The 19,596-nt window shown below is 69.2% G+C and carries 18 protein-coding genes; 16 read left to right on the forward strand and 2 right to left on the reverse strand.

Translation table 11 applies throughout. From position 1 onward, the window contains the following. The 8 genes from AC1DE0_RS01655 (at position 1) to AC1DE0_RS01690 (ending at position 11,976) form a co-directional block, all read left to right on the forward strand. Positions 1-3,900, forward strand: a complete 3,900-nt coding sequence (locus AC1DE0_RS01655; protein WP_478096469.1) for a DNA-directed RNA polymerase subunit beta' — start codon at positions 1-3, stop codon at positions 3,898-3,900. Between the two features lie 252 nt (positions 3,901-4,152). Continuing rightward, positions 4,153-5,685 carry a D-alanyl-D-alanine carboxypeptidase/D-alanyl-D-alanine endopeptidase gene (gene dacB, locus AC1DE0_RS01660; RefSeq protein WP_478096471.1) on the forward strand — a complete coding sequence of 511 codons (1,533 nt, stop codon included), beginning with the start codon at positions 4,153-4,155 and terminating at the stop codon, positions 5,683-5,685. 35 nt (positions 5,686-5,720) lie between these two features. Further along, positions 5,721-6,284 carry a hypothetical protein gene (locus tag AC1DE0_RS01665; RefSeq protein ID WP_478096473.1) on the forward strand — a complete coding sequence of 188 codons (564 nt, stop codon included), beginning with the start codon at positions 5,721-5,723 and terminating at the stop codon, positions 6,282-6,284. 373 nt (positions 6,285-6,657) lie between these two features. Beyond that, entirely contained in the window at positions 6,658-7,032 is a 375-nt protein-coding gene (gene rpsL / locus AC1DE0_RS01670) for a 30S ribosomal protein S12 (protein ID WP_141823424.1), read from the forward strand. Then, entirely contained in the window at positions 7,032-7,502 is a 471-nt protein-coding gene (gene rpsG / locus AC1DE0_RS01675) for a 30S ribosomal protein S7 (protein ID WP_442290138.1), read from the forward strand. The genes rpsL and rpsG overlap by 1 nt, the downstream gene beginning before the upstream one ends. A gap of 131 nt (positions 7,503-7,633) precedes the next feature. Continuing rightward, the gene (gene fusA / locus AC1DE0_RS01680) at positions 7,634-9,751 is read left to right on the forward strand and encodes an elongation factor G (protein WP_478096475.1); all 2,118 of its coding nucleotides are present in this window, start codon (positions 7,634-7,636) and stop codon (positions 9,749-9,751) included. 103 nt (positions 9,752-9,854) lie between these two features. Then, on the forward strand, positions 9,855-11,051 hold the full coding sequence (tuf, locus tag AC1DE0_RS01685) for an elongation factor Tu (RefSeq protein WP_442290140.1): 1,197 nt from the start codon (positions 9,855-9,857) through the stop codon (positions 11,049-11,051). Positions 11,052-11,256: 205 nt separating this feature from the next. Beyond that, complete coding sequence (locus AC1DE0_RS01690; protein ID WP_478096478.1) at positions 11,257-11,976, forward strand: hypothetical protein; 720 nt, start codon at positions 11,257-11,259, stop codon at positions 11,974-11,976. Positions 11,977-12,137: 161 nt separating this feature from the next. Here the strand turns inward: AC1DE0_RS01690 and AC1DE0_RS01695 are convergent, their stop codons facing one another. Together AC1DE0_RS01695 and AC1DE0_RS01700 are read right to left on the reverse strand one after the other, a co-directional pair. Next, a complete protein-coding gene (locus AC1DE0_RS01695) occupies positions 12,138-12,641 on the reverse strand; it encodes a hypothetical protein (protein WP_478096480.1) in 504 nt (167 codons plus the stop codon). Beyond that, positions 12,638-13,792 (reverse strand): WXG100 family type VII secretion target, encoded by a 1,155-nt coding sequence (locus tag AC1DE0_RS01700; RefSeq protein WP_478096482.1) that lies wholly within the window; start codon positions 13,790-13,792, stop codon positions 12,638-12,640. The genes AC1DE0_RS01695 and AC1DE0_RS01700 overlap by 4 nt, the downstream gene beginning before the upstream one ends. A 562-nt stretch (positions 13,793-14,354) precedes the next feature. Here AC1DE0_RS01700 and AC1DE0_RS01705 point away from each other — a divergent pair. The 8 genes from AC1DE0_RS01705 to rpsS all read left to right on the forward strand — a co-directional run bounded on the left by AC1DE0_RS01705 (position 14,355) and on the right by rpsS (position 19,575). Then, the gene (locus tag AC1DE0_RS01705) at positions 14,355-15,659 is read left to right on the forward strand and encodes a M18 family aminopeptidase (RefSeq protein WP_478096484.1); all 1,305 of its coding nucleotides are present in this window, start codon (positions 14,355-14,357) and stop codon (positions 15,657-15,659) included. Positions 15,660-15,740: 81 nt separating this feature from the next. After that, a complete protein-coding gene (locus AC1DE0_RS01710) occupies positions 15,741-16,154 on the forward strand; it encodes a thiol-disulfide oxidoreductase DCC family protein (protein WP_478096486.1) in 414 nt (137 codons plus the stop codon). A 357-nt stretch (positions 16,155-16,511) separates the two neighbouring features. Further along, positions 16,512-16,820: a 30S ribosomal protein S10 gene (gene rpsJ / locus AC1DE0_RS01715; RefSeq protein WP_009775966.1), complete on the forward strand. Its 309-nt coding sequence runs from the start codon at positions 16,512-16,514 to the stop codon at positions 16,818-16,820. A 13-nt stretch (positions 16,821-16,833) separates the two neighbouring features. Further along, a complete protein-coding gene (rplC, locus tag AC1DE0_RS01720; RefSeq protein WP_478096490.1) occupies positions 16,834-17,487 on the forward strand; it encodes a 50S ribosomal protein L3 in 654 nt (217 codons plus the stop codon). Then, complete coding sequence (rplD, locus tag AC1DE0_RS01725; protein WP_478096493.1) at positions 17,484-18,119, forward strand: 50S ribosomal protein L4; 636 nt, start codon at positions 17,484-17,486, stop codon at positions 18,117-18,119. Before rplC ends, rplD begins: the two co-directional genes overlap by 4 nt. Further along, positions 18,116-18,415 (forward strand): 50S ribosomal protein L23, encoded by a 300-nt coding sequence (gene rplW, locus AC1DE0_RS01730; protein ID WP_442290145.1) that lies wholly within the window; start codon positions 18,116-18,118, stop codon positions 18,413-18,415. The genes rplD and rplW overlap by 4 nt, the downstream gene beginning before the upstream one ends. A 26-nt stretch (positions 18,416-18,441) precedes the next feature. Further along, the gene (gene rplB / locus AC1DE0_RS01735) at positions 18,442-19,278 is read left to right on the forward strand and encodes a 50S ribosomal protein L2 (protein ID WP_147066110.1); all 837 of its coding nucleotides are present in this window, start codon (positions 18,442-18,444) and stop codon (positions 19,276-19,278) included. 15 nt (positions 19,279-19,293) lie between these two features. After that, positions 19,294-19,575 carry a 30S ribosomal protein S19 gene (gene rpsS / locus AC1DE0_RS01740; protein WP_141823434.1) on the forward strand — a complete coding sequence of 94 codons (282 nt, stop codon included), beginning with the start codon at positions 19,294-19,296 and terminating at the stop codon, positions 19,573-19,575. The last annotated feature ends 21 nt before the right edge of the window (positions 19,576-19,596 follow it).

The following is a 19,596-nucleotide window of genomic DNA, read 5'->3' on the forward strand; positions in this document are numbered from 1 at the left end:
GTGCTCGACGTCAACTTCTTCGACGAGCTGCGCATCGGCCTTGCCACTGCGGAGTCCATCCGCCAGTGGAGCCACGGCGAGGTCAAGAAGCCCGAGACCATCAACTACCGCACGCTGAAGCCCGAGAAGGAGGGCCTGTTCTGCGAGCGCATCTTCGGCCCCACCCGGGACTGGGAGTGCAACTGCGGCAAGTACAAGCGCGTCCGCTTCAAGGGCATCATCTGCGAGCGCTGTGGCGTCGAGGTCACGCGCGCCAAGGTGCGTCGTGAGCGGATGGGCCACATCGAGCTCGCCGCGCCCGTCACCCACATCTGGTACTTCAAGGGTGTGCCGAGCCGCCTCGGCTACCTGCTCGACCTCGCCCCGAAGGACCTCGAGAAGGTCATCTACTTCGCGGCCTACATGATCACGTCCGTCGACGACGACCAGCGCCACGCTGACCTGCCGTCGCTCGAGGCGCAGATCCAGGTCGAGAAGAAGGAGATCGAGAACCGCCGCGACTCGGATGTCGAGTCGCGTGCGCAGCTGCTCGAGCGCAACGTCGCCGAGCTCGAGGCCGAGGGTGCCAAGGCCGACGCGAAGCGCAAGGTCCGCGACCAGGCCGAGCGCGAGATGAACAACATCCGCAAGCGCGCCGACCAGCAGGTCGAGCGCCTCGAGCAGGTCTGGGACCGCTTCAAGAACCTCAAGGTCCAGGACCTCGAGGGCGACGAGATCCTCTACCGCGAGATGCGTGACCGTTTCGGTCTGTACTTCGAGGGCGGCATGGGCGCCGCAGCCATCCAGAAGCGCCTCCAGTCCTTCGACCTCGACGCCGAGGCCGAGCTCCTGCAGGAGATCATCGCCACCGGCAAGGGCCAGAAGAAGACCCGGGCCATCAAGCGCCTCAAGGTCGTCAACGCCTTCCAGATGACGACGAACCACCCGTCGGGCATGGTCCTCGACGCGATCCCGGTCATCCCCCCGGACCTGCGCCCGATGGTGCAGCTCGACGGTGGCCGCTTCGCGACCTCGGACCTCAACGACCTCTACCGTCGCGTCATCAACCGCAACAACCGCCTGAAGCGCCTGCTCGACCTCGGTGCGCCCGAGATCATCGTCAACAACGAGAAGCGCATGCTCCAGGAGGCCGTCGACAGCCTCTTCGACAACGGCCGTCGCGGTCGCCCGGTCACGGGCCCCGGCAACCGTCCGCTCAAGTCGCTGTCCGACATGCTCAAGGGCAAGCAGGGGCGTTTCCGCCAGAACCTGCTCGGCAAGCGCGTCGACTACTCCGGCCGTTCGGTCATCGTCGTCGGCCCGCAGCTGAAGCTGCACCAGTGCGGTCTGCCCAAGCAGATGGCGCTCGAGCTCTTCAAGCCGTTCGTGATGAAGCGTCTGGTCGACCTCGACCACGCGCAGAACATCAAGTCGGCCAAGCGCATGGTCGAGCGGGCCCGTCCGGTCGTGTGGGACGTCCTCGAAGAGGTCATCACCGAGCACCCCGTGCTGCTCAACCGTGCGCCCACCCTGCACCGTCTCGGCATCCAGGCGTTCGAGCCGCAGCTCGTCGAGGGCAAGGCCATCCAGATCCACCCGCTCGTCTGCTCGGCGTTCAACGCCGACTTCGACGGCGACCAGATGGCCGTCCACGTGCCGCTGTCGGCAGAGGCGCAGGCCGAGGCCCGCATCCTCATGCTGTCGAGCAACAACATCCTCAAGCCGGCTGACGGTCGCCCCGTCACCATGCCGACGCAGGACATGATCACCGGCATCTACCACCTCACCGACGCCATCGACGGCGGCGGCACCGGTGCGGGTCGCGCGTTCACGTCTCCGTCGGAGGCGCGGATGGCGTTCGACCGTGGCGAGATCCAGATCGGCTCGGCGGTCAAGCTGCGCCTCACCGACGCGGTGCCCCCGGCTGGCTTCGAGCTGCCCGAGGGTGTCGAGGCCGGCGAGGACGGCATCGTGCCGAGCATCACGCTCGAGACGACGCTCGGCCGCGCGATCTTCAACGACACGCTGCCGATCGACTACCCGTTCGAGAACCGCCCGGTGGACCGCAAGCGCCTCTCGGCGATCGTCAACGACCTCGCGGAGCGCTACTCCAAGGTCCAGGTCGCCGCGTCCCTCGACGCCCTGAAGGAGGCCGGTTTCCACTGGTCGACCCGATCGGGCTGCACCGTCGCCATCTCCGACGTCACGACGCCGGACAACAAGACGGCGATCCTCGAGGGCTACGAGACGAAGGCCGCCAAGGTCCAGACGCAGTACGAGCGTGGTCTGATCACCGACGACGAGCGCCGACAGGAGCTCGTCGAGATCTGGACGCAGGCGTCGAACCAGGTCGCCAAGGAGATGGAGACCAACTTCCCGCGCACGAACCCCATCTACCGGATGGTGAGCTCGGGTGCTGGTGGTAACTGGTTCCAGATCCGTCAGATCGCCGGCATGCGTGGCCTGATGGCCAACCCGAAGGGCGAGATCATCCCGCGCCCGATCAAGGCGAACTTCCGTGAGGGCCTCACGGTGCTCGAGTTCTTCATCTCGACGCACGGTGCCCGTAAGGGTCTGGCCGACACGGCGCTTCGTACCGCCGACTCGGGCTACCTCACGCGTCGTCTCGTCGACGTGTCGCAGGACGTCATCATCCGTGAGGACGACTGTGGCTCCGAGCGCGGCCTGAAGCTGCCGATCGCCCAGGTCAACGAGACCACGGGCACGCGGGCGCCGAGCGATGTCGTCGAGGCCTCGATCTACGCCCGTACGCTCGCCGAGGACGTCACCGACAAGGACGGCACCGTCCTCGCCGTGGCCGGCATCGACCTCGGTGACGTCGTCATCGACGCGCTCTACGCCGCCGGGGTCGACGAGGTGCGGGTCCGCTCGGTCCTCACCTGTGACAGCAAGGTCGGCACGTGTGCGGCCTGCTACGGCCGCTCGCTCGCGACCGGCAAGCTCGTCGACATCGGCGAGGCCGTCGGCATCATCGCGGCCCAGTCGATCGGTGAGCCCGGCACGCAGCTGACGATGCGCACCTTCCACACCGGTGGCGCGGCTGCGGCCGACGACATCACCCAGGGTCTGCCGCGTGTCGTCGAGCTCTTCGAGGCCCGTACGCCCAAGGGTGTCGCCCCGATCGCCGAGGCCACCGGTCGCGTCGAGATCGAGGACACCGACAAGGCGCGTCGCGTCCTGCTCACGCCCGACGACGGCTCCGAGCAGCACGCCTACCCGGTGAGCAAGCGTTCGCGCCTGCTCGTCGGCGACGGTGACCACGTGACCGTGGGTGACAAGCTGGTCCAGGGCGCGATCGACCCGAAGCAGGTCCTTCGCATCCTCGGCCCGCGTGCCGCCCAGAAGCACCTCGTCGACGAGGTGCAGCGGGTCTACCGCCAGCAGGGTGTGTCGATCCACGACAAGCACATCGAGGTCATCGTGCGGCAGATGCTGCGGCGCGTGACGATCATCGAGGCCGGCGACGCGGACCTCCTCCCGGGCGAGCTCGCCGAGCGCGGCCGCTTCGAGGACGAGAACCGTCGCGTCATGGCTGAGGGTGGCCGCCCGGCCGCTGGTCGTCCCGAGCTCATGGGCATCACCAAGGCCTCGCTGGCCACCGAGTCGTGGCTGTCGGCCGCGTCCTTCCAGGAGACGACCCGCGTGCTCACGCAGGCCGCCATGGAAGCCAAGTCCGACCCGCTGCTCGGCCTCAAGGAGAACGTCATCCTCGGAAAGCTCATCCCTGCCGGCACGGGCCTGCCCCGCTACCGGAACATCAAGGTCGAGCCCACCGAGGAGGCCAAGGCTGCGATGTACTCCCTGCCGAACTACGACGCCTACGACTACGCAGGCTTCGGTTCGGGCTCGGGCGAGGCCATCCGTCTCGACGACGAGGCTCTCGGTCTCGACCAGTTCTGAGCGGTGGCCCGGGTCTGACACCCGAGCACCACGTATGCCGCAGGGCCGGCTCCCCGTCACGGGGAGCCGGCCCTCGGCGTTCCCGGGAAGGGCGCAGCTCGCCCTCCCCAAAACGGACAATTCGGACTAGCCTCGAACGGCAGGTGGTCGTCCGGCGGCGTCCGGGCAGTCGGCGGCACCCGTCCGGAGGTCGTCATGGTCCGAACGCCACGAAGCCCGCGAGCACCACGAGAGCCTCGATCAGCGAGGATCGTGCGCGGCCCCCGCGGTCCACGCACCCAGTCCGCGCGATGGCCGTTCCTGCTGGCGGTCGTCATGCTCGCCGTCGCGGCCGTCCTGTCGTCGGCGCCGCGGGGCAGCGGTGCCACCGTCTACGACGTCCGTGACGCAGCGCTGCGCCGCGAGGTCACCAAGGTGTTTGGCGACTCGCGGGTCACCGCGTCGTCGGCGAGGGTCGGGGCCGTCATCAGGGACGCGTCGACCCGCTCGAACATCTACCTGCGAGGCGCCGACACCCCGCTCGCCCCCGCCTCGACCCAGAAGACGTTCACGGCTGCCGCGGCGCTCAGCCGCCTCGGGGCCGGCTACCGGTGGCCCACCGACCTCTACGCCGGTGCCCCGGTGAGCGGGGGAGTGGTGTCCGGGCGCCTCTACCTGCGGGGGAGCGGCGACCCGACGCTGCTCGAGAAGGACCTCACCTCGCTCGTGTCCGCCCTGAGGGCCAAGGGGGTCACTCGCATCACCGGAGACGTCGTCGCCGACGCCTCCGCCTTCGACGACGTGCGCTACAACCCGTACTGGTCCACGTCGTACGCGTCCGCCTACTACGCGGCCCAGGTGTCGGCCCTGACACTGTCGCCAGACACCGACTACGACGCCGGCACGATCATCGTCACCGCGACCCCAGCGGCCTCGACGGCGGCGCTGGCGCGCCTGACGGTCACGCCGGCCTCCGCGGCGTCGCACGTGCGCCTCGTCAACAGGACCCGCACGTCGGCGGCCGGCACGGCGACGACGATCGCGGTCACCCGCGCGGCCGGCACCAACACGATCACGGTGAGTGGACAGGTGCCTGTGCGGCACGCGGCCACCCGCAAGTGGGTGACGGTGAACGACCCCGCGCTCATGGTCGGGCGCGCGCTGCGGGCCCGCCTCGTCGCCGCCGGCATCCGGGTCGACGGCAGCGCGGTGCGAGGCGCGACACCGAAGGCGCGCACCCTGCTGGCACGGCACTCATCGATGACGCTGGGGCAGCTGCTCGTGCCCTTCCTCAAGCTGAGCAACAACTCGCACGCCGAGGCCATCACGAAGACCCTGGGTGCGAGGACCGGCCGTCCGGGCAGCTGGGCCGACGGCACCGCCGCGCTCCGGGCGTATGCCGTCGGCGCCGGCATCCCGGTGACCGGTCTGCGCTTCGTCGACGGCTCGGGCCTGGCCCGCGCCAACCGGCTCACCCCGAACCAGCTCGCGCTGCTGCTCGACAAGGCCCAGCACGCCCCGTGGTGGTCCGCCTTCCGGGCCGCGCTGCCGGTGGCCGGGGTCGACCCGGTGCGGTGGCAGGGTGGCACGCTCGCCTCGCGGATGCGCGGCACGGCCGCCGCCGGCAACCTGCGGGCCAAGAACGGCAGCCTCACCGGCGTCAGCTCGCTCGCCGGCTACGTGTCGGGCGCCGACGGTCGGCGCTACGTCTTCGTCATGATGAGCAACTTCTCCGGCACCTCGCCGCGTCCGGTGGAGGACCGCCTCGGGGTGCTGCTCGCCCGCTGGCGCATGACCAACCGGTGACCCGCTGGGGGAGCCTGCCTCGATAGGGTGGTCGCATGACCGAGCCGACAGCCGACGCGCCGCACTCGCCCGAGCCCGACGACCAGACGACGTCGGCCGGAGCGCCCAGCGGCGAGGGCCCCACGCCCACGATCATCGTGCTCACCGAGGAGGCGCTCAAGGCCGTCGACGTGACCAAGATCGTCGGTCTGCACGAGGACGACCGGCCCACCTACCGGGTGCTCGTGCCGGCAGACACCGAGCGCAACCTGCTCAGCTCCTTCCTCAACCACCTGAGCCTCTTCGAGATGCGCGAGGCGCTCGAGGCGCTGCGCCCCGTCAACCGCACCGGCGCGCACGCCGACGCCGACACGGCGCTCTCCACGACGCTCGCAGAGTTCGAGCGCCACGACGTCGACGCCACCGGCGAGATCACCTCCGACGACCCCATGCCCGCCCTCGTCGAGGAGGTCGCCAGGCTGGGCGCGCGCGAGGTCGTCGTCGTCACCGAGCCGCACGCCGTCGAGGACACCTTCCACCGCGACTGGGCCTCGCGGGCCCGCGAGTCGCTCGGCGTCCCCGTGCTGCACATGTACGCCGGTGACTGGCGGCTCGGCTGACCCAGCCGGTCCATGCGACGCCAGCGGGCGGCATACCCCATCGGGAGGTCTGGGCCGCTCCAACCGATTTGGTCGGCGTGCCGCACCCCGGTACGCTTGAACACTGTGTCTGAGGCAGAACTCAGGCACGCGCGATGACGGCCTCGGTGCCCTGTCCAACCGCACGCTGCGGATGCGACACCACTTCGGTCCAGAGCAGACCTTCCGCCGGGCAACCCATCCCTTCCGAACGCCGTGAGGCCGTGGCAGGAGCGGGAAGTGCAGGGGGAAGAACCGGATCCGACACACCCGACCTCGGGGGTCGACGAGCCGAACAGCCAAGGAGTCGTCCTCCCGGACGACTGACAACGAGCAACGTTATGGAGTAACCAGGTTGCCTACCATCAACCAGCTGGTCCGCAAGGGCCGCCAGGACAAGGCCACGAAGGCCAAGACCCCGGCGCTCAAGGGCTCGCCCCAGCGCCGCGGTGTGTGCACCCGCGTGTACACCACCACCCCCAAGAAGCCGAACTCTGCCCTGCGCAAGGTCGCCCGTGTGCGCCTCTCCAGCGGCATCGAGGTCACGGCCTACATCCCTGGCGTCGGCCACAACCTGCAGGAGCACTCGATCGTGCTCGTGCGCGGTGGTCGTGTGAAGGACCTCCCGGGTGTGCGTTACAAGATCGTCCGCGGCACGCTCGACACCCAGGGTGTCAAGAACCGCAAGCAGGCTCGTAGCCGTTACGGCGCGAAGAAGGAGAAGAGCTGATGCCTCGTAAGGGACCCGCTCCGAAGCGCCCGCTCGTCGTCGACCCGGTCTACCAGAGCCCGCTCGTCACGCAGCTCGTCAACAAGATCCTCCTCGACGGCAAGAAGTCGATCGCCGAGATGATCGTCTACGGCGCCCTCGAGGGCGTCCGCGCCAAGACCGGCACCGACCCCGTCGCCACGCTCAAGCGTGCGCTCGACAACGTCAAGCCGGCCATGGAGGTCAAGAGCCGTCGCGTCGGTGGCGCGACCTACCAGGTGCCGATCGAGGTCAAGCCCGGTCGCTCGACCACGCTCGCCCTGCGCTGGCTCGTCGGCTACTCGCGGCAGCGTCGTGAGAAGACCATGACCGAGCGCCTGATGAACGAGATCCTCGACGCGAGCAACGGCCTCGGTGCCGCTGTGAAGCGCCGCGAGGACACCCACAAGATGGCCGAGTCCAACAAGGCCTTCGCGCACTACCGCTGGTGACCCAGCGGTCCGGCCGGTATGCCGGGGAGCTCGCTCCACGGCATACCGCCGGGCACGCGCCCGCCCGTCCTGCGACGCGGCCCACGGCGCCCACGATTTCACCCCACGACGAATGAGACGAGAAACCTGACGTGGCACTCGACGTCCTGACGGACCTCAACAAGGTCCGCAACATCGGCATCATGGCGCACATCGACGCTGGCAAGACCACGGTGACGGAGCGCATCCTGTTCTACACCGGTGTCAACCACAAGATCGGTGAGACCCACGACGGTGCGTCGACCACCGACTGGATGGAGCAGGAGAAGGAACGCGGCATCACGATCACGTCTGCCGCCGTGACCTCCTTCTGGGAAGGCACCCAGGTCAACATCATCGACACCCCCGGGCACGTCGACTTCACGGTCGAGGTGGAGCGCTCGCTGCGCGTCCTCGACGGTGCCGTCGCGGTGTTCGACGGCAAGGAGGGTGTCGAGCCCCAGTCCGAGACGGTGTGGCGCCAGGCAGACAAGTACGACGTGCCGCGCATCTGCTTCGTCAACAAGATGGACAAGCTCGGCGCGGACTTCTACTTCACCGTGCAGACGATCAAGGACCGCCTCGGTGCGGAGCCGCTCGTCATGCAGCTCCCGATCGGTGCCGAGAACGACTTCCTCGGTGTCATCGACCTCGTCTACATGCGTGCCCTCGTGTGGCCCGGCGACGCCAAGGGCGACGTGACCATGGGTGCGAAGTACGAGATCGCCGAGATCCCGGCGGACCTCCAGGCCAAGGCCGAGAAGTACCGCATGGCGCTCGTCGAGCGCGTCGCCGAGTCCGACGACGACCTCATGGAGAAGTACCTCGGTGGCGAGGAGCTGACACCGGAGGAGATCAAGGCCGGCATCCGCAAGCTCACGGTCAACTCCGAGCTCTACCCGGTGTTCTGTGGCTCCGCGTTCAAGAACCGCGGCGTGCAGCCCATGCTCGACGCCGTCGTCGACTACCTCCCCTCGCCCCTCGACGTGCCCCCGATGATCGGTCACAAGCCGGGCGACGAGAGCGTCGAGCTGACGCGTGCACCGAGCAAGGACGAGCCGTTCTCGGCTCTCGCCTTCAAGGTCGCCACGCACCCGTTCTTCGGCACGCTGACCTTCATCCGCGTCTACTCGGGCCACATCAGCTCGGGCACGAGCGTCGTGAACTCGACCAAGGGCCGCAAGGAGCGCATCGGGAAGCTCTTCCAGATGCACGCCAACAAGGAGAACCCCGTCGAGGAGGCCATGGCCGGCCACATCTACGCGGCCATCGGCCTCAAGGACACGACGACCGGCGACACGCTGTCCGACCTCAACGAGCAGATCGTGCTCGAGTCGATGACCTTCCCCGACCCCGTCATCCAGGTCGCCATCGAGCCCAAGACCAAGGGTGACCAGGAGAAGCTCGGCACGGCCATCCAGAAGCTCTCCGCGGAGGACCCGACCTTCCAGGTCCACCACGACGAGGACACCGGCCAGACGATCATCGCCGGCATGGGCGAGCTGCACCTCGACATCCTGGTCGACCGCATGAAGCGCGAGTTCAAGGTCGAGGCCAACGTCGGCAAGCCGCAGGTGGCCTACCGCGAGACGATCCGCCGCGCGGTGCTGAAGTACGACTACACGCACAAGAAGCAGACCGGTGGCTCCGGCCAGTTCGCCAAGGTCCAGGTCAGCTTCGAGCCGCTGGGCGAGACCGAGGACGGCTCGATGTACGAGTTCGTCAACGGTGTCTCCGGTGGTCGCGTCCCGCGTGAGTACATCCCGTCGGTCGACGCCGGCATCCAGGACGCCATGCAGTACGGCGTGCTCGCCGGGTACCCCCTCGTGGGCATCCGAGCGACCCTGAACGACGGTGCCTACCACGACGTCGACTCCTCGGAGATGGCGTTCAAGATCGCCGGCTCGATGGTCCTCAAGGAGGCCATCAAGAAGGCGGACCCGGTCCTGCTCGAGCCGATGATGGCCGTCGAGGTGCGCACGCCCGAGGACTACATGGGCGAGGTCATCGGCGACATCAACTCTCGACGTGGCCAGATCCAGGGCATGGAGGACATCAGCGGCGCCAAGGTCGTCAAGGGCCTCGTCCCGCTGTCCGAGATGTTCGGCTACGTCGGTGACCTGCGCTCCAAGACGCAGGGCCGTGCGAGCTTCTCCATGGAGTTCGACTCCTACGCAGAGGTCCCCAAGGCTGTTGCCGAGGAGATCATCAAGAAGACCCGCGGAGAGTGACTGCGGGCCATCCCGTAGTCTCTTTCATCGGAAACCACCCCACAGCGCCACGTCCTGCCCTGGTCGTACGGCGTAACACGAGAAAGTCCTGAGGAGGACCACAGTGGCGAAGGCAAAGTTCGAGCGGACCAAGCCGCACGTCAACATCGGCACCATCGGTCACATCGACCACGGCAAGACGACGCTGACGGCTGCGATTTCCAAGGTTCTGCACGACAAGTACCCCGACCTGAACCCCCAGTTCGCGTTCGAGGACATCGACAAGGCTCCCGAGGAGCGCCAGCGCGGCATCACGATCTCGATCGCGCACATCGAGTACCAGACGGAGGGTCGTCACTACGCCCACGTCGACTGCCCCGGTCACGCTGACTACGTGAAGAACATGATCACGGGTGCGGCCCAGATGGACGGCGCGATCCTCGTGGTCGCCGCCACCGACGGCCCGATGCCGCAGACGAAGGAGCACGTCCTGCTCGCCAAGCAGGTCGGCGTCCCCTACATCGTCGTGGCGCTCAACAAGGCCGACATGGTCGACGACGAGGAGATCCTCGAGCTCGTCGAGATGGAGGTCCGTGAGCTGCTCTCGGGCTACGAGTTCCCCGGCGACGACCTTCCCGTCATCAAGGTCTCGGCGCTCAAGGCGCTCGAGGGCGACGCGGAGTGGGGCCAGACGGTCCTCGACCTCATGGACGCCGTGGACACCTACATCCCGGAGCCCGAGCGCGACATCGACAAGCCGTTCCTGATGCCCGTCGAGGACGTCTTCACGATCACCGGTCGTGGCACCGTCGTCACCGGTCGTATCGAGCGCGGCATCCTCAAGGTCAACGAGGAGGTCGAGATCGTCGGCATCCACACCGGCCCGCCGGCCAAGACCACCGTCACCGGTGTCGAGATGTTCCGCAAGCTGCTCGACGAGGGTCGCGCCGGTGAGAACGTCGGCCTCCTTCTTCGTGGCACGAAGCGCGAGGACGTCGAGCGCGGCCAGGTCGTCGTCAAGCCCGGCTCGATCACGCCCCACACCGAGTTCGAGGCTCAGGTCTACATCCTGGGCAAGGACGAGGGTGGCCGTCACACGCCGTTCTACGACAACTACCGTCCGCAGTTCTACTTCCGTACGACGGACGTCACGGGTGTCGTGCACCTGCCCGAGGGCACCGAGATGGTCATGCCCGGCGACAACACCGACATGACGGTCGAGCTCATCCAGCCGATCGCCATGGAGGAGGGCCTCAACTTCGCCATCCGCGAGGGTGGCCGCACGGTTGGCGCCGGCAAGGTCACCAAGATCAACAAGTGACCTGACGCTGCACCTGCAGCACCAGCTTCAGAGCAGTACGCGTAGGGCCCGTTCCGCTTCGGCGGGGCGGGCCCTTCCGCCTGCCCGCGGTTCCCGGGCAGAGCGCGTACGCCGGCCGGGCCCCGGGGCGGCCGCGGTCCCTGCCGCTGCGCCCGCGACMGACCCGCGCGGCGCCCGCCGGCACCCGCTCGGCTACCGTGTGCCGGTGCCACGTTCCCGTCACGTGCCCACCCTGTCGTGGCTGGCCTGCTCGCTGCTCGTGCTCCCTGCGGTGCTGACCGGGTGCGCGTCGGCCGCGCCCGTCGGCGCCCCGCGAGCCGCGACGACGGCGCGGACGTCCACGGCCGCCACGTCGCGCCCCACCCCGGGGGCCGCGACGACCAGCAGGCCGTTGCCCGAGCTGACGCTCAACAGCCCCTCCCTGCTGCAGGGCTCGCGTGTCGTAGTCACCGACTCGTCCGTCTCGTTCGCCGTGCCGGAACGTTGGGAGGCGTACTCCTTGGAGGTGCTCAATGCCCTGGCGGCGGACCCGCCCGAGCGTGTCTCTGCCGCGGCGGACCTCCAGGGAGAGGACGGGGCCGACTACGTGAAGTTCCGTGTCGCCGACCACGATGCGATCGCAGTGGGGCCCGGTGACCGCCCGTACAGCGTCCTCGTGAGCAACGAGTCGCTCGTCAACGGCAAGGAAGCCGGGCTGGCGACCATCGTCAAGGACGCCGGCGGAGACGTCGAGGTGTCCACCTGGGCGTCGACACTCGGCCCGGCGAAGGTGGTGCGGTTCCAGCTCGACGGCAGGCAGGTGGTCGGGGTGGAGGCCCACGTCCGGCACGGCAACCGCGTCGTCGTCCTGGTCGTGACTGGCGTCCAGCAGCGACAGGCCGACAGCCTCATGCGCCGGGTGCTCAGCAGTCTCAAGACCGTCTGACCTCACCTGCAGTGCGGTGGCGGTGTTCGAAAGCGGCAGGCTGGTCGGGCGGTCGTGTAGCGCACCAGGCCGCCGAGGTGGATCTGGCCGTCGGAGGTCCAGCCCGGCCGGGGTCTTGAAGGGATCGTCACCCGCGGTCGAGCGCGGGTCGAGCAGCCGTGCTACTGGCCGAGCGCGACGAGGACGACGGTGTCGGAGTCGGCCGCGAGGTAGGCCGTGGCGCGGAACGAACCCTGCGCGAAGAGGGCGTCGAGCGCCTTCGACGTGAGCAGCTGTCCGGCGGGGACCGCGGAGCGCACGCCGTCCTCGACCGCTGGTGTCTCGGTCGTCGGCTGGGGCGAGGCGGCACGTAGCGTCGCGGCGCTCTCGGGCGTCACCTTCACGACTGCGTCGATCCAGTAGGTCGAGGGGCCCGGTGCCTCGCTGCCGAGGGTGCCGGACATCCACGTCGCCGATACCGGCTGGCCGAGGGCGCTGAAGCGCTTGGTCAGCGGCTCGAGGTCGGTGCGGACCTCGCCGGTGCCGGTCTTGGTCCCTGGGGTCACGGCGCTCACGGTGCTCCTCGTGCGGTCGGTCGGCGGGTCGGGCTCGGTGCTGCAGGCCCCGGCCGCGGCCAGGGTCAGCAGGGCGGCGGCGGTCGCCAGGGCCCGGCGGCGGTGGCTCATCGGCTGCTTCCTCGTTCGTCGGCCCGGTCCTCGCGACCGAGACCCGGGGTGCGCTCGACGTCGCCCGAGCCCACGTCGATGGTGGGCGGCGGCGAGCCGACCGGCCACGTGATCGTACGGGTGACGTCGCCGCTCGACGGGAACGGCTTGGCCCAGCCGATCTCGGTGAAGCGGCCGTTCTCGTTGTCGCCCGCGCCGCTGGCGATGTCGGCCTGGTCGGGGTTGAAGTTGTAGTAGTCCTCGGCATGGACGGTGACCTGCATCGACACCTGGCCGTCCTCCACCGTGACGTCGGCGCTGCTCCACTGCTGGTAGCCGCCGATCGTCTTCTGCCAGTTCTCGGTCTTCGGGTAGTCGGTGGCGGGGTGAGCCTCACCCGTCATGCTGAAGTGGGAGTTGCCGTTGCGGACCATCTCGTCGACGGCCGCCGCCGTGCGGGCCACCTCGTCGTTGACGTTGGCCGCGATCGACGGGTCCTCCTTGTAGCCCTCTTCGTAGTCGAAGCGCGCCGGCTCGCCGTTGTTGTCCCAGTAGTGGGCGTACATCGCCGTCGCGTCGTCGAGGTCGGACTTCAACGCCCGACCGGCCTCGAGCTTGGCCATCCACTCGAGCTTGGTGAGGTGGTCGTGCCAGTTCGAGTCCTTGGAGTCGTACTCGAAGCCCTCGTCCCACTCGATGTCGGGCTTGTCGGGCTCACCGAAGTCGTAGCCGTCGACCGGGCCGCCGGTGCCGGTCGTGGCAGGGGGCGGGGGAGTGGTCGGCGTGGGCGCGGGCCCGGGCGACGGTGAGGGCGTGGGCCCACCGAAGGACATCGGGACCGTGCCGCCGAGCGGGACTGAGCCACCGCCACCGTTGGCGCTGCCGGGCACGGTGCCGCCATCGCCGCTCGTGCCCCGCTGCCGGGCGGCGTTCTCGCGCAGTCTGGACCCCAGGCCGTGGAGGGCCCTCTCGAGCGCGTCGATGCTCGGCGCCGAGGAGCGCCAGTCGCCGCGGAAGGACTCGAAGTCGCCGCCGCCCCAGGCGGTGCCGAGCGAGCCGAAGGCGTGGTCGACGGCCGAACGAGCGGCTCGGCACTCGCCGGCGTAGCGGTCGAGCTGGCCCGCCGACCGCTCCAGGGCGTCCGGATCGGCGCCCTTCCTGTACACGACCACGGCTGTGCCCCTCCCCGAGCATCGGCGACCGCGGCCGAGGGGCGGCCGCTCCTGACGACCCTAGGCACCCCCGGTGCTGACGGCCAATGGGGAGCACTCCCCGTGACCGGGTCACGACCCGGCTCGGCCCCAGAACCAGGCCGTCACGCCGGCGAGCACCGCGCTCACGGCCCGTCGCGAACCGCGACGGGCCGTCCGTCGTGCACCACCTGCTCGCCGAGGACGACGTGGAGCGACCGGAGCGTGCGCGTCGTCTTGCTCGCCTCCGGCGGCAGCGCGCCGGGCGACCGGTGTCGAAGAGACGGGGCACGGGGTCTGGCCAGCCGATCGCGGCCGGCGCCGTGGGCCACGACGTGGACCCAGCCGAGCCCGTCGTCGTGGCCGCGCAGTCCGTCTCGCCGACGTACCAGGGCGGCATACGCCCCGTCGTCGCGGACGACCGGGTCGGGGGGAGGCGAGGTCGTCGACCAGTCGGGACAGCGCTGCGTCGGGCATGGGGGCGATGCTCGCAGTCCCGGGGCCCGCGGTGGGCGCCACCTGTCGGTGGATAAGGTCGGGGACCATGGCGCACTCGTTCGACACCGACACCGAAGCCCAGGGGCTCATCGACTACGTCGACGCCAGCCCCACCCCGTTCCACGCGTGCGAGCAGGCCGCCCGGCGGCTCGGGGCCGAGGGCTTCATCGAGGTCGACGAGCGGGCGGCGTGGCCGACCGAGCCGGGCCGCCACTACCTCGTGCGCGGGGGCTCGCTCATCGCCTGGGACACGACGGGCGCGCACGGCGCAGGTGCCGGTCCGGCGGCCGGGTTCCGCGTCGTCGGTGCCCACACCGACAGCCCCAACCTGCGCCTCAAGCCGAACCCCGACCACAGCCGTGCCGGCTGGCAGATGCTGGGCGTCGAGCCCTACGGCGGACTCCTCCTCAGCTCATGGCTCGACCGCGACCTCGGCCTCGCGGGCCGCGTCGCGGTGCGCGGACGCGAAGGTGTCGAGTCGCGCACCTTCCACGGTCGCGAGGCCCTGCTCCGCGTCGCGCAGCTCGCGATCCACCTCGACCGCACCCAGAACGAGGCCCTCAGCCTCAACAAGCAGGCGCACATGGAGCCGCTCTGGGGCGTCGGTGACGAGCCCGGCGACTTCGTCGGCTACCTCGCCGAGCAGGTCGGCGTCGACCGTCATGACGTCCTGTCGTGGGACGTCATGACGCACCCGGTCCAGCCGTCGACACGTCTCGGTCGCGCCCGCGAGCTCATCGCGGCCCCCCGCCTCGACAACCTCGCGACCTCGTATGCCGGTGTGCGCGCTCTGCTCGACGCCGTGGCCACCGAGCCCACCCACGTGCCCGTCCTCGTGCTCTTCGACCACGAGGAGATCGGCAGCACCTCGGAGCGCGGTGCCACCTCGACCCTGCTGCCGTCCGTCCTCGAGCGGATCGTCACCGCGGGCGGCGGCACCCGTGACGACTATTGGCGTGCGCTCGCCTCCACCGTCATCGCCTCCGGTGACATGGGGCACGCGACGCACCCCAACTACGCCGACCGGCACGAGCCGATGCACACCATCAGGGTCAACGGCGGCCCGGTGCTCAAGGTCAACGCCAACCTGCGCTACGCGACCGACTCGGTCGGGGCCGCCGCGTTCCGGCTCGCCTGCGAGCAGGCCGGCGTGCCGATGCAGACCTTCGTCACGCGCAGCGACCTTCCGTGCGGCTCGACCGTCGGGCCGGTCACCTCGTCCCTGACCGGGGCGACCACCGTCGACTTCGGTGCGGCCGCGCTCTCGATGCACAGCACGCGCGAGCTGATGGGTGCCGACGACCCGGCCATGTATGCCGGCGCGCTGAGCGCCTTCCTCGCCCCGGCCTGAGAGCCGGGCTGGGCGCGGACCGCAGGTGAGCCGCCTGCCCAGCCGGGCGGCATACGTCCTCGGGCATGGGAGGATGAACCCGTGGAGGCCCCAGCGCTCGACGTGCCCGACCGGCCGACCCTCGTCTACGACGCGGACTGCGGGTTCTGCACGCGAAGTGCCCTGTTCGCCAAGCGGTGGGTCGACCGTCGTGACCGGTTCGCGGTGCGCCCGTGGCAGGAGCTCGACCTGGCGGCCATCGGGCTGTCGGCCGCCGACTGCGACGAGGCGGCCCAGTTCGTGACCGCGGACGGCTCGATCCGCTCCGGTCACCGGGCGATCGCGAGCGCGGCCACCCACGGTGCGCCGGCCTGGCGGCCCGTCGGCTACCTGCTGATGGCCCCCGGCGTCTCGCGGGTGGCGTCTCGCGCGTACGGCTGGGTCGCCGAGCACCGCTACCAGCTGCCGGGTGGCACGGCGGCGTGCGCGCGGCCGTCGGCGACGCCGGGGGAGTGACTCACCGCGCGACGGCGGCCGGCCTCACGACGCGCCACAGCCCCTGGCCTGCGGTGACGCCTCTGCTCGATTTGATAGTGCGTCGCCGCCTCTGGCACACTGTTCAGGTTGCTTGACGCGCGTCGCTGACCCATGTCGGTGCCGCCGCCCCTTGAGAGCCTCCTGACGGGGACTCGCCCGGACTCCTCTCGGAGGCCCAAGGGAAGCGCAAGTTACCCGGTTCGGCCGGGCAATCCACACCGGAAGTAGCACGGAAGTGCGTCACTTTCGCCGCGAAGCGGGCGCGACACGCCCGACCTCGGGGGTCGGATGGCCAAGGGAACCGGAAGTCAGAAGCGAGAGAGAGACGTTCATCAGATGGCGGGACAGAAGATCCGCATCCGGCTGAAGTCGTACGACCACGAGGTCATCGACAACTCGGCCCGGAAGATCGTTGACACAGTGACGCGCGCCGGCGCGACCGTGGTGGGCCCCGTCCCGCTGCCGACGGAGAAGAACGTCTTCGTCGTGATCCGGTCGCCGCACAAGTACAAGGACAGCCGCGAGCACTTCGAGATGCGCACGCACAAGCGCCTCATCGACATCATCGACCCGACGCCCAAGGCCGTCGACTCGCTGATGCGTCTCGACCTGCCGGCGGACGTCAACATCGAGATCAAGCTCTGAGGCGGTTGCTGACATGACTGTTGCTCAGAAGAACGTCAAGGGCGTGCTCGGCGAGAAGCTCGGCATGACCCAGGTGTGGGACGCCGACAACAAGCTCGTCCCCGTGACCGTCGTCCAGGCCGGCCCCTGCGTCGTGACGCAGGTGCGCGCCGACGAGACCGACGGCTACGCCGCGGTCCAGATCGCCTTCGGTGCGATCGACCCGCGCAAGGTCAACAAGCCGATGAGCGGTCACTTCGAGAAGGCCGGCGTCACGCCGCGCCGTCACCTCGTCGAGCTGCGCACCGCGGACGCCGGCGACTACGAGCTCGGCCAGGAGATCACCGCCGACTCGTTCGAGGCCGGCCAGCGCGTCGACGCGACGGGTACCACCAAGGGCAAGGGCTTCGCCGGTGTCATGAAGCGTCACGGCTTCCACGGCGTCAGCTCCTCGCACGGTGCGCACCGCAACCACCGCAAGCCGGGCTCCATCGGCGGCTGCTCGACCCCGGGCCGTGTCTTCAAGGGCATGCGCATGGCCGGTCGCATGGGTGGCGTCCGCCAGACGACCCAGAACCTCCAGATCCACGCCGTTGACGCCGAGAAGGGCCTGCTGCTCATCAAGGGTGCCGTCCCCGGTCCCCGCGGTGGCATCGTCCTGATCCGCACGGCTGCGAAGGGTGCATGATCGACATGGCAACCAAGACCCCGAACCTGCCCGCCGAGATCTTCGACGTGCAGACGAACGTCCCGCTGATCCACCAGGTCGTGGTGGCCCAGCTCGCGGCGGCTCGTCAGGGCACGCACTCGACCAAGACCCGCGGCGAGGTCCGCGGCGGTGGGCGCAAGCCGTACCGCCAGAAGGGCACCGGCCGTGCGCGTCAGGGCTCGACCCGCGCGCCGCAGTTCGCCGGCGGTGGCGTCGTCCACGGCCCGCAGCCGCGTGACTACAGCCAGCGCACCCCCAAGAAGATGAAGGCCGCCGCCCTGCGCGGTGCCCTCTCCGACCGGGCCCGCTTCGACCGCATCCACGTCGTCGACTCCGTCGTCACGGGTGAGCTGCCCTCGGCCAAGGACGCCGCGGCGCTGCTCGCGGGCCTCACCGAGCGTCCGAACCTGCTCGTCGTGCTGACGCGCGACGACGAGGTGTCGTTCAAGTCGGTGCGCAACCTGCAGAACGTCCACGTCCTGGTCGCCGACCAGCTCAACACGTACGACGTCCTGTGCGCCGACGACATCGTCTTCACGCAGGCCGCCCTCGACGCGTTCGTGGCCGGTCCCGTGAAGGCCGACAAGGCCGACAAGGAGGCCTCCAAGTGAGCATCCACGCCAAGGACCCCCGCGACATCCTGATCGCGCCGGTCGTCTCCGAGAAGTCGTACGGGCTGCTCGACGAGGGCAAGTACACCTTCATCGTCGACCCGCGTGCGAACAAGACGGAGATCAAGATCGCCATCGAGGCGATCTTCAACGTCAAGGTCGACAAGGTCCACACCCTGAACCGCCAGGGCAAGACCCGTCGCACCCGATTCGGCCTCGGCAAGCGCAAGGACACCAAGCGTGCGATCGTCTCCCTCCGCGAGGGCTCGATCGACATCTTCGGTGCGGGCGCCTGAGATAGACGAAGAGAGACTTAACGAACATGGGTATCCGCAAGTACAAGCCGACCACGCCGGGCCGTCGTGGCTCGTCGGTCGCCGACTTCGTCGAGATCACGCGCACCACTCCGGAGAAGTCGCTGGTCCGCCCCCTGTCGAAGACGGGTGGCCGTAACAACGCCGGCCGCATCACCACGCGCCACATCGGTGGCGGTCACAAGCGCGCCTACCGCGTCATCGACTTCCGTCGCCATGACAAGGACGGCGTGCCGGCCAAGGTCGCTCACATCGAGTACGACCCCAACCGCACCGCGCGCATCGCGCTCGTCCAGTACGTCGACGGCGAGAAGCGCTACATCCTGGCCCCGAACAAGCTGAAGCAGGGCGACCCGATCGAGAACGGCCCCGCGGCCGACATCAAGCCGGGCAACTCGCTTCCGCTGCGCAACATCCCCGTGGGTACGGTCGTTCACGCGATCGAGCTCAAGCCCGGTGGCGGCGCCAAGATCGCCCGCTCCGCGGGTGCTCGCGTGCAGCTCGTCGCCAAGGACGGCCCCTACGCCCAGCTGCGTATGCCGTCCGGTGAGATCCGCAACGTCGACGCGCGCTGCCGCGCGACCGTCGGCGAGGTCGGCAACGCCGAGCAGAGCAACATCAACTGGGGCAAGGCCGGCCGCATGCGCTGGAAGGGCAAGCGCCCGACCGTCCGTGGTGTCGCGATGAACCCGGTCGACCACCCGCACGGTGGTGGTGAGGGCAAGACGTCCGGTGGACGTCACCCCGTCTCCCCCTGGGGTCAGGCCGAGGGCCGCACCCGCAAGGGACACAAGGAAAGCGACAAGCTCATCGTGCGTCGCCGTCGTACTGGCAAGAAGCGCTGATAAGGAGCCTTTGGAATGCCTCGTAGCCTGAAGAAGGGCCCCTTCATCGACGACCACCTTCAGAAGAAGGTGGACGCCCAGAACGAAGCGGGCACCAAGACCGTCATCAAGACCTGGTCGCGCCGTTCGGTCATCAGCCCGGACATGCTCGGCCACACCTTCGCCGTCCATGACGGCCGCAAGCACGTCCCGGTGTTCGTCACCGAGTCGATGGTCGGCCACAAGCTCGGCGAGTTCGCGCCGACCCGCACGTTCAAGGGTCACGTGAAGGACGACAAGAAGGGTCGTCGTCGCTGATGGCCACCGAATCCAAGGAAG

The organism is Terrabacter sp. 05T424 (assembly GCF_056396225.1).

What these genes read in the sequence shown, in the direction of transcription:
- rplC (WP_478096490.1), top strand. Translation starts at nt 16,834, where the DNA reads ATGACTGTTGCTCAGAAGAACGTCAAGGGCGTGCTCGGCGAGAAGCTC.
- AC1DE0_RS01695 (WP_478096480.1), bottom strand. Translation starts at nt 12,641, where the DNA reads ATGAGCCACCGCCGCCGGGCCCTGGCGACCGCCGCCGCCCTGCTGACC.
- rpsG (WP_442290138.1), top strand. Translation starts at nt 7,032, where the DNA reads ATGCCTCGTAAGGGACCCGCTCCGAAGCGCCCGCTCGTCGTCGACCCG.
- rpsS (WP_141823434.1), top strand. Translation starts at nt 19,294, where the DNA reads ATGCCTCGTAGCCTGAAGAAGGGCCCCTTCATCGACGACCACCTTCAG.
- AC1DE0_RS01705 (WP_478096484.1), top strand. Translation starts at nt 14,355, where the DNA reads ATGGCGCACTCGTTCGACACCGACACCGAAGCCCAGGGGCTCATCGAC.
- AC1DE0_RS01665 (WP_478096473.1), top strand. Translation starts at nt 5,721, where the DNA reads ATGACCGAGCCGACAGCCGACGCGCCGCACTCGCCCGAGCCCGACGAC.
- rplB (WP_147066110.1), top strand. Translation starts at nt 18,442, where the DNA reads ATGGGTATCCGCAAGTACAAGCCGACCACGCCGGGCCGTCGTGGCTCG.
- rplD (WP_478096493.1), top strand. Translation starts at nt 17,484, where the DNA reads ATGATCGACATGGCAACCAAGACCCCGAACCTGCCCGCCGAGATCTTC.
- rpsJ (WP_009775966.1), top strand. Translation starts at nt 16,512, where the DNA reads ATGGCGGGACAGAAGATCCGCATCCGGCTGAAGTCGTACGACCACGAG.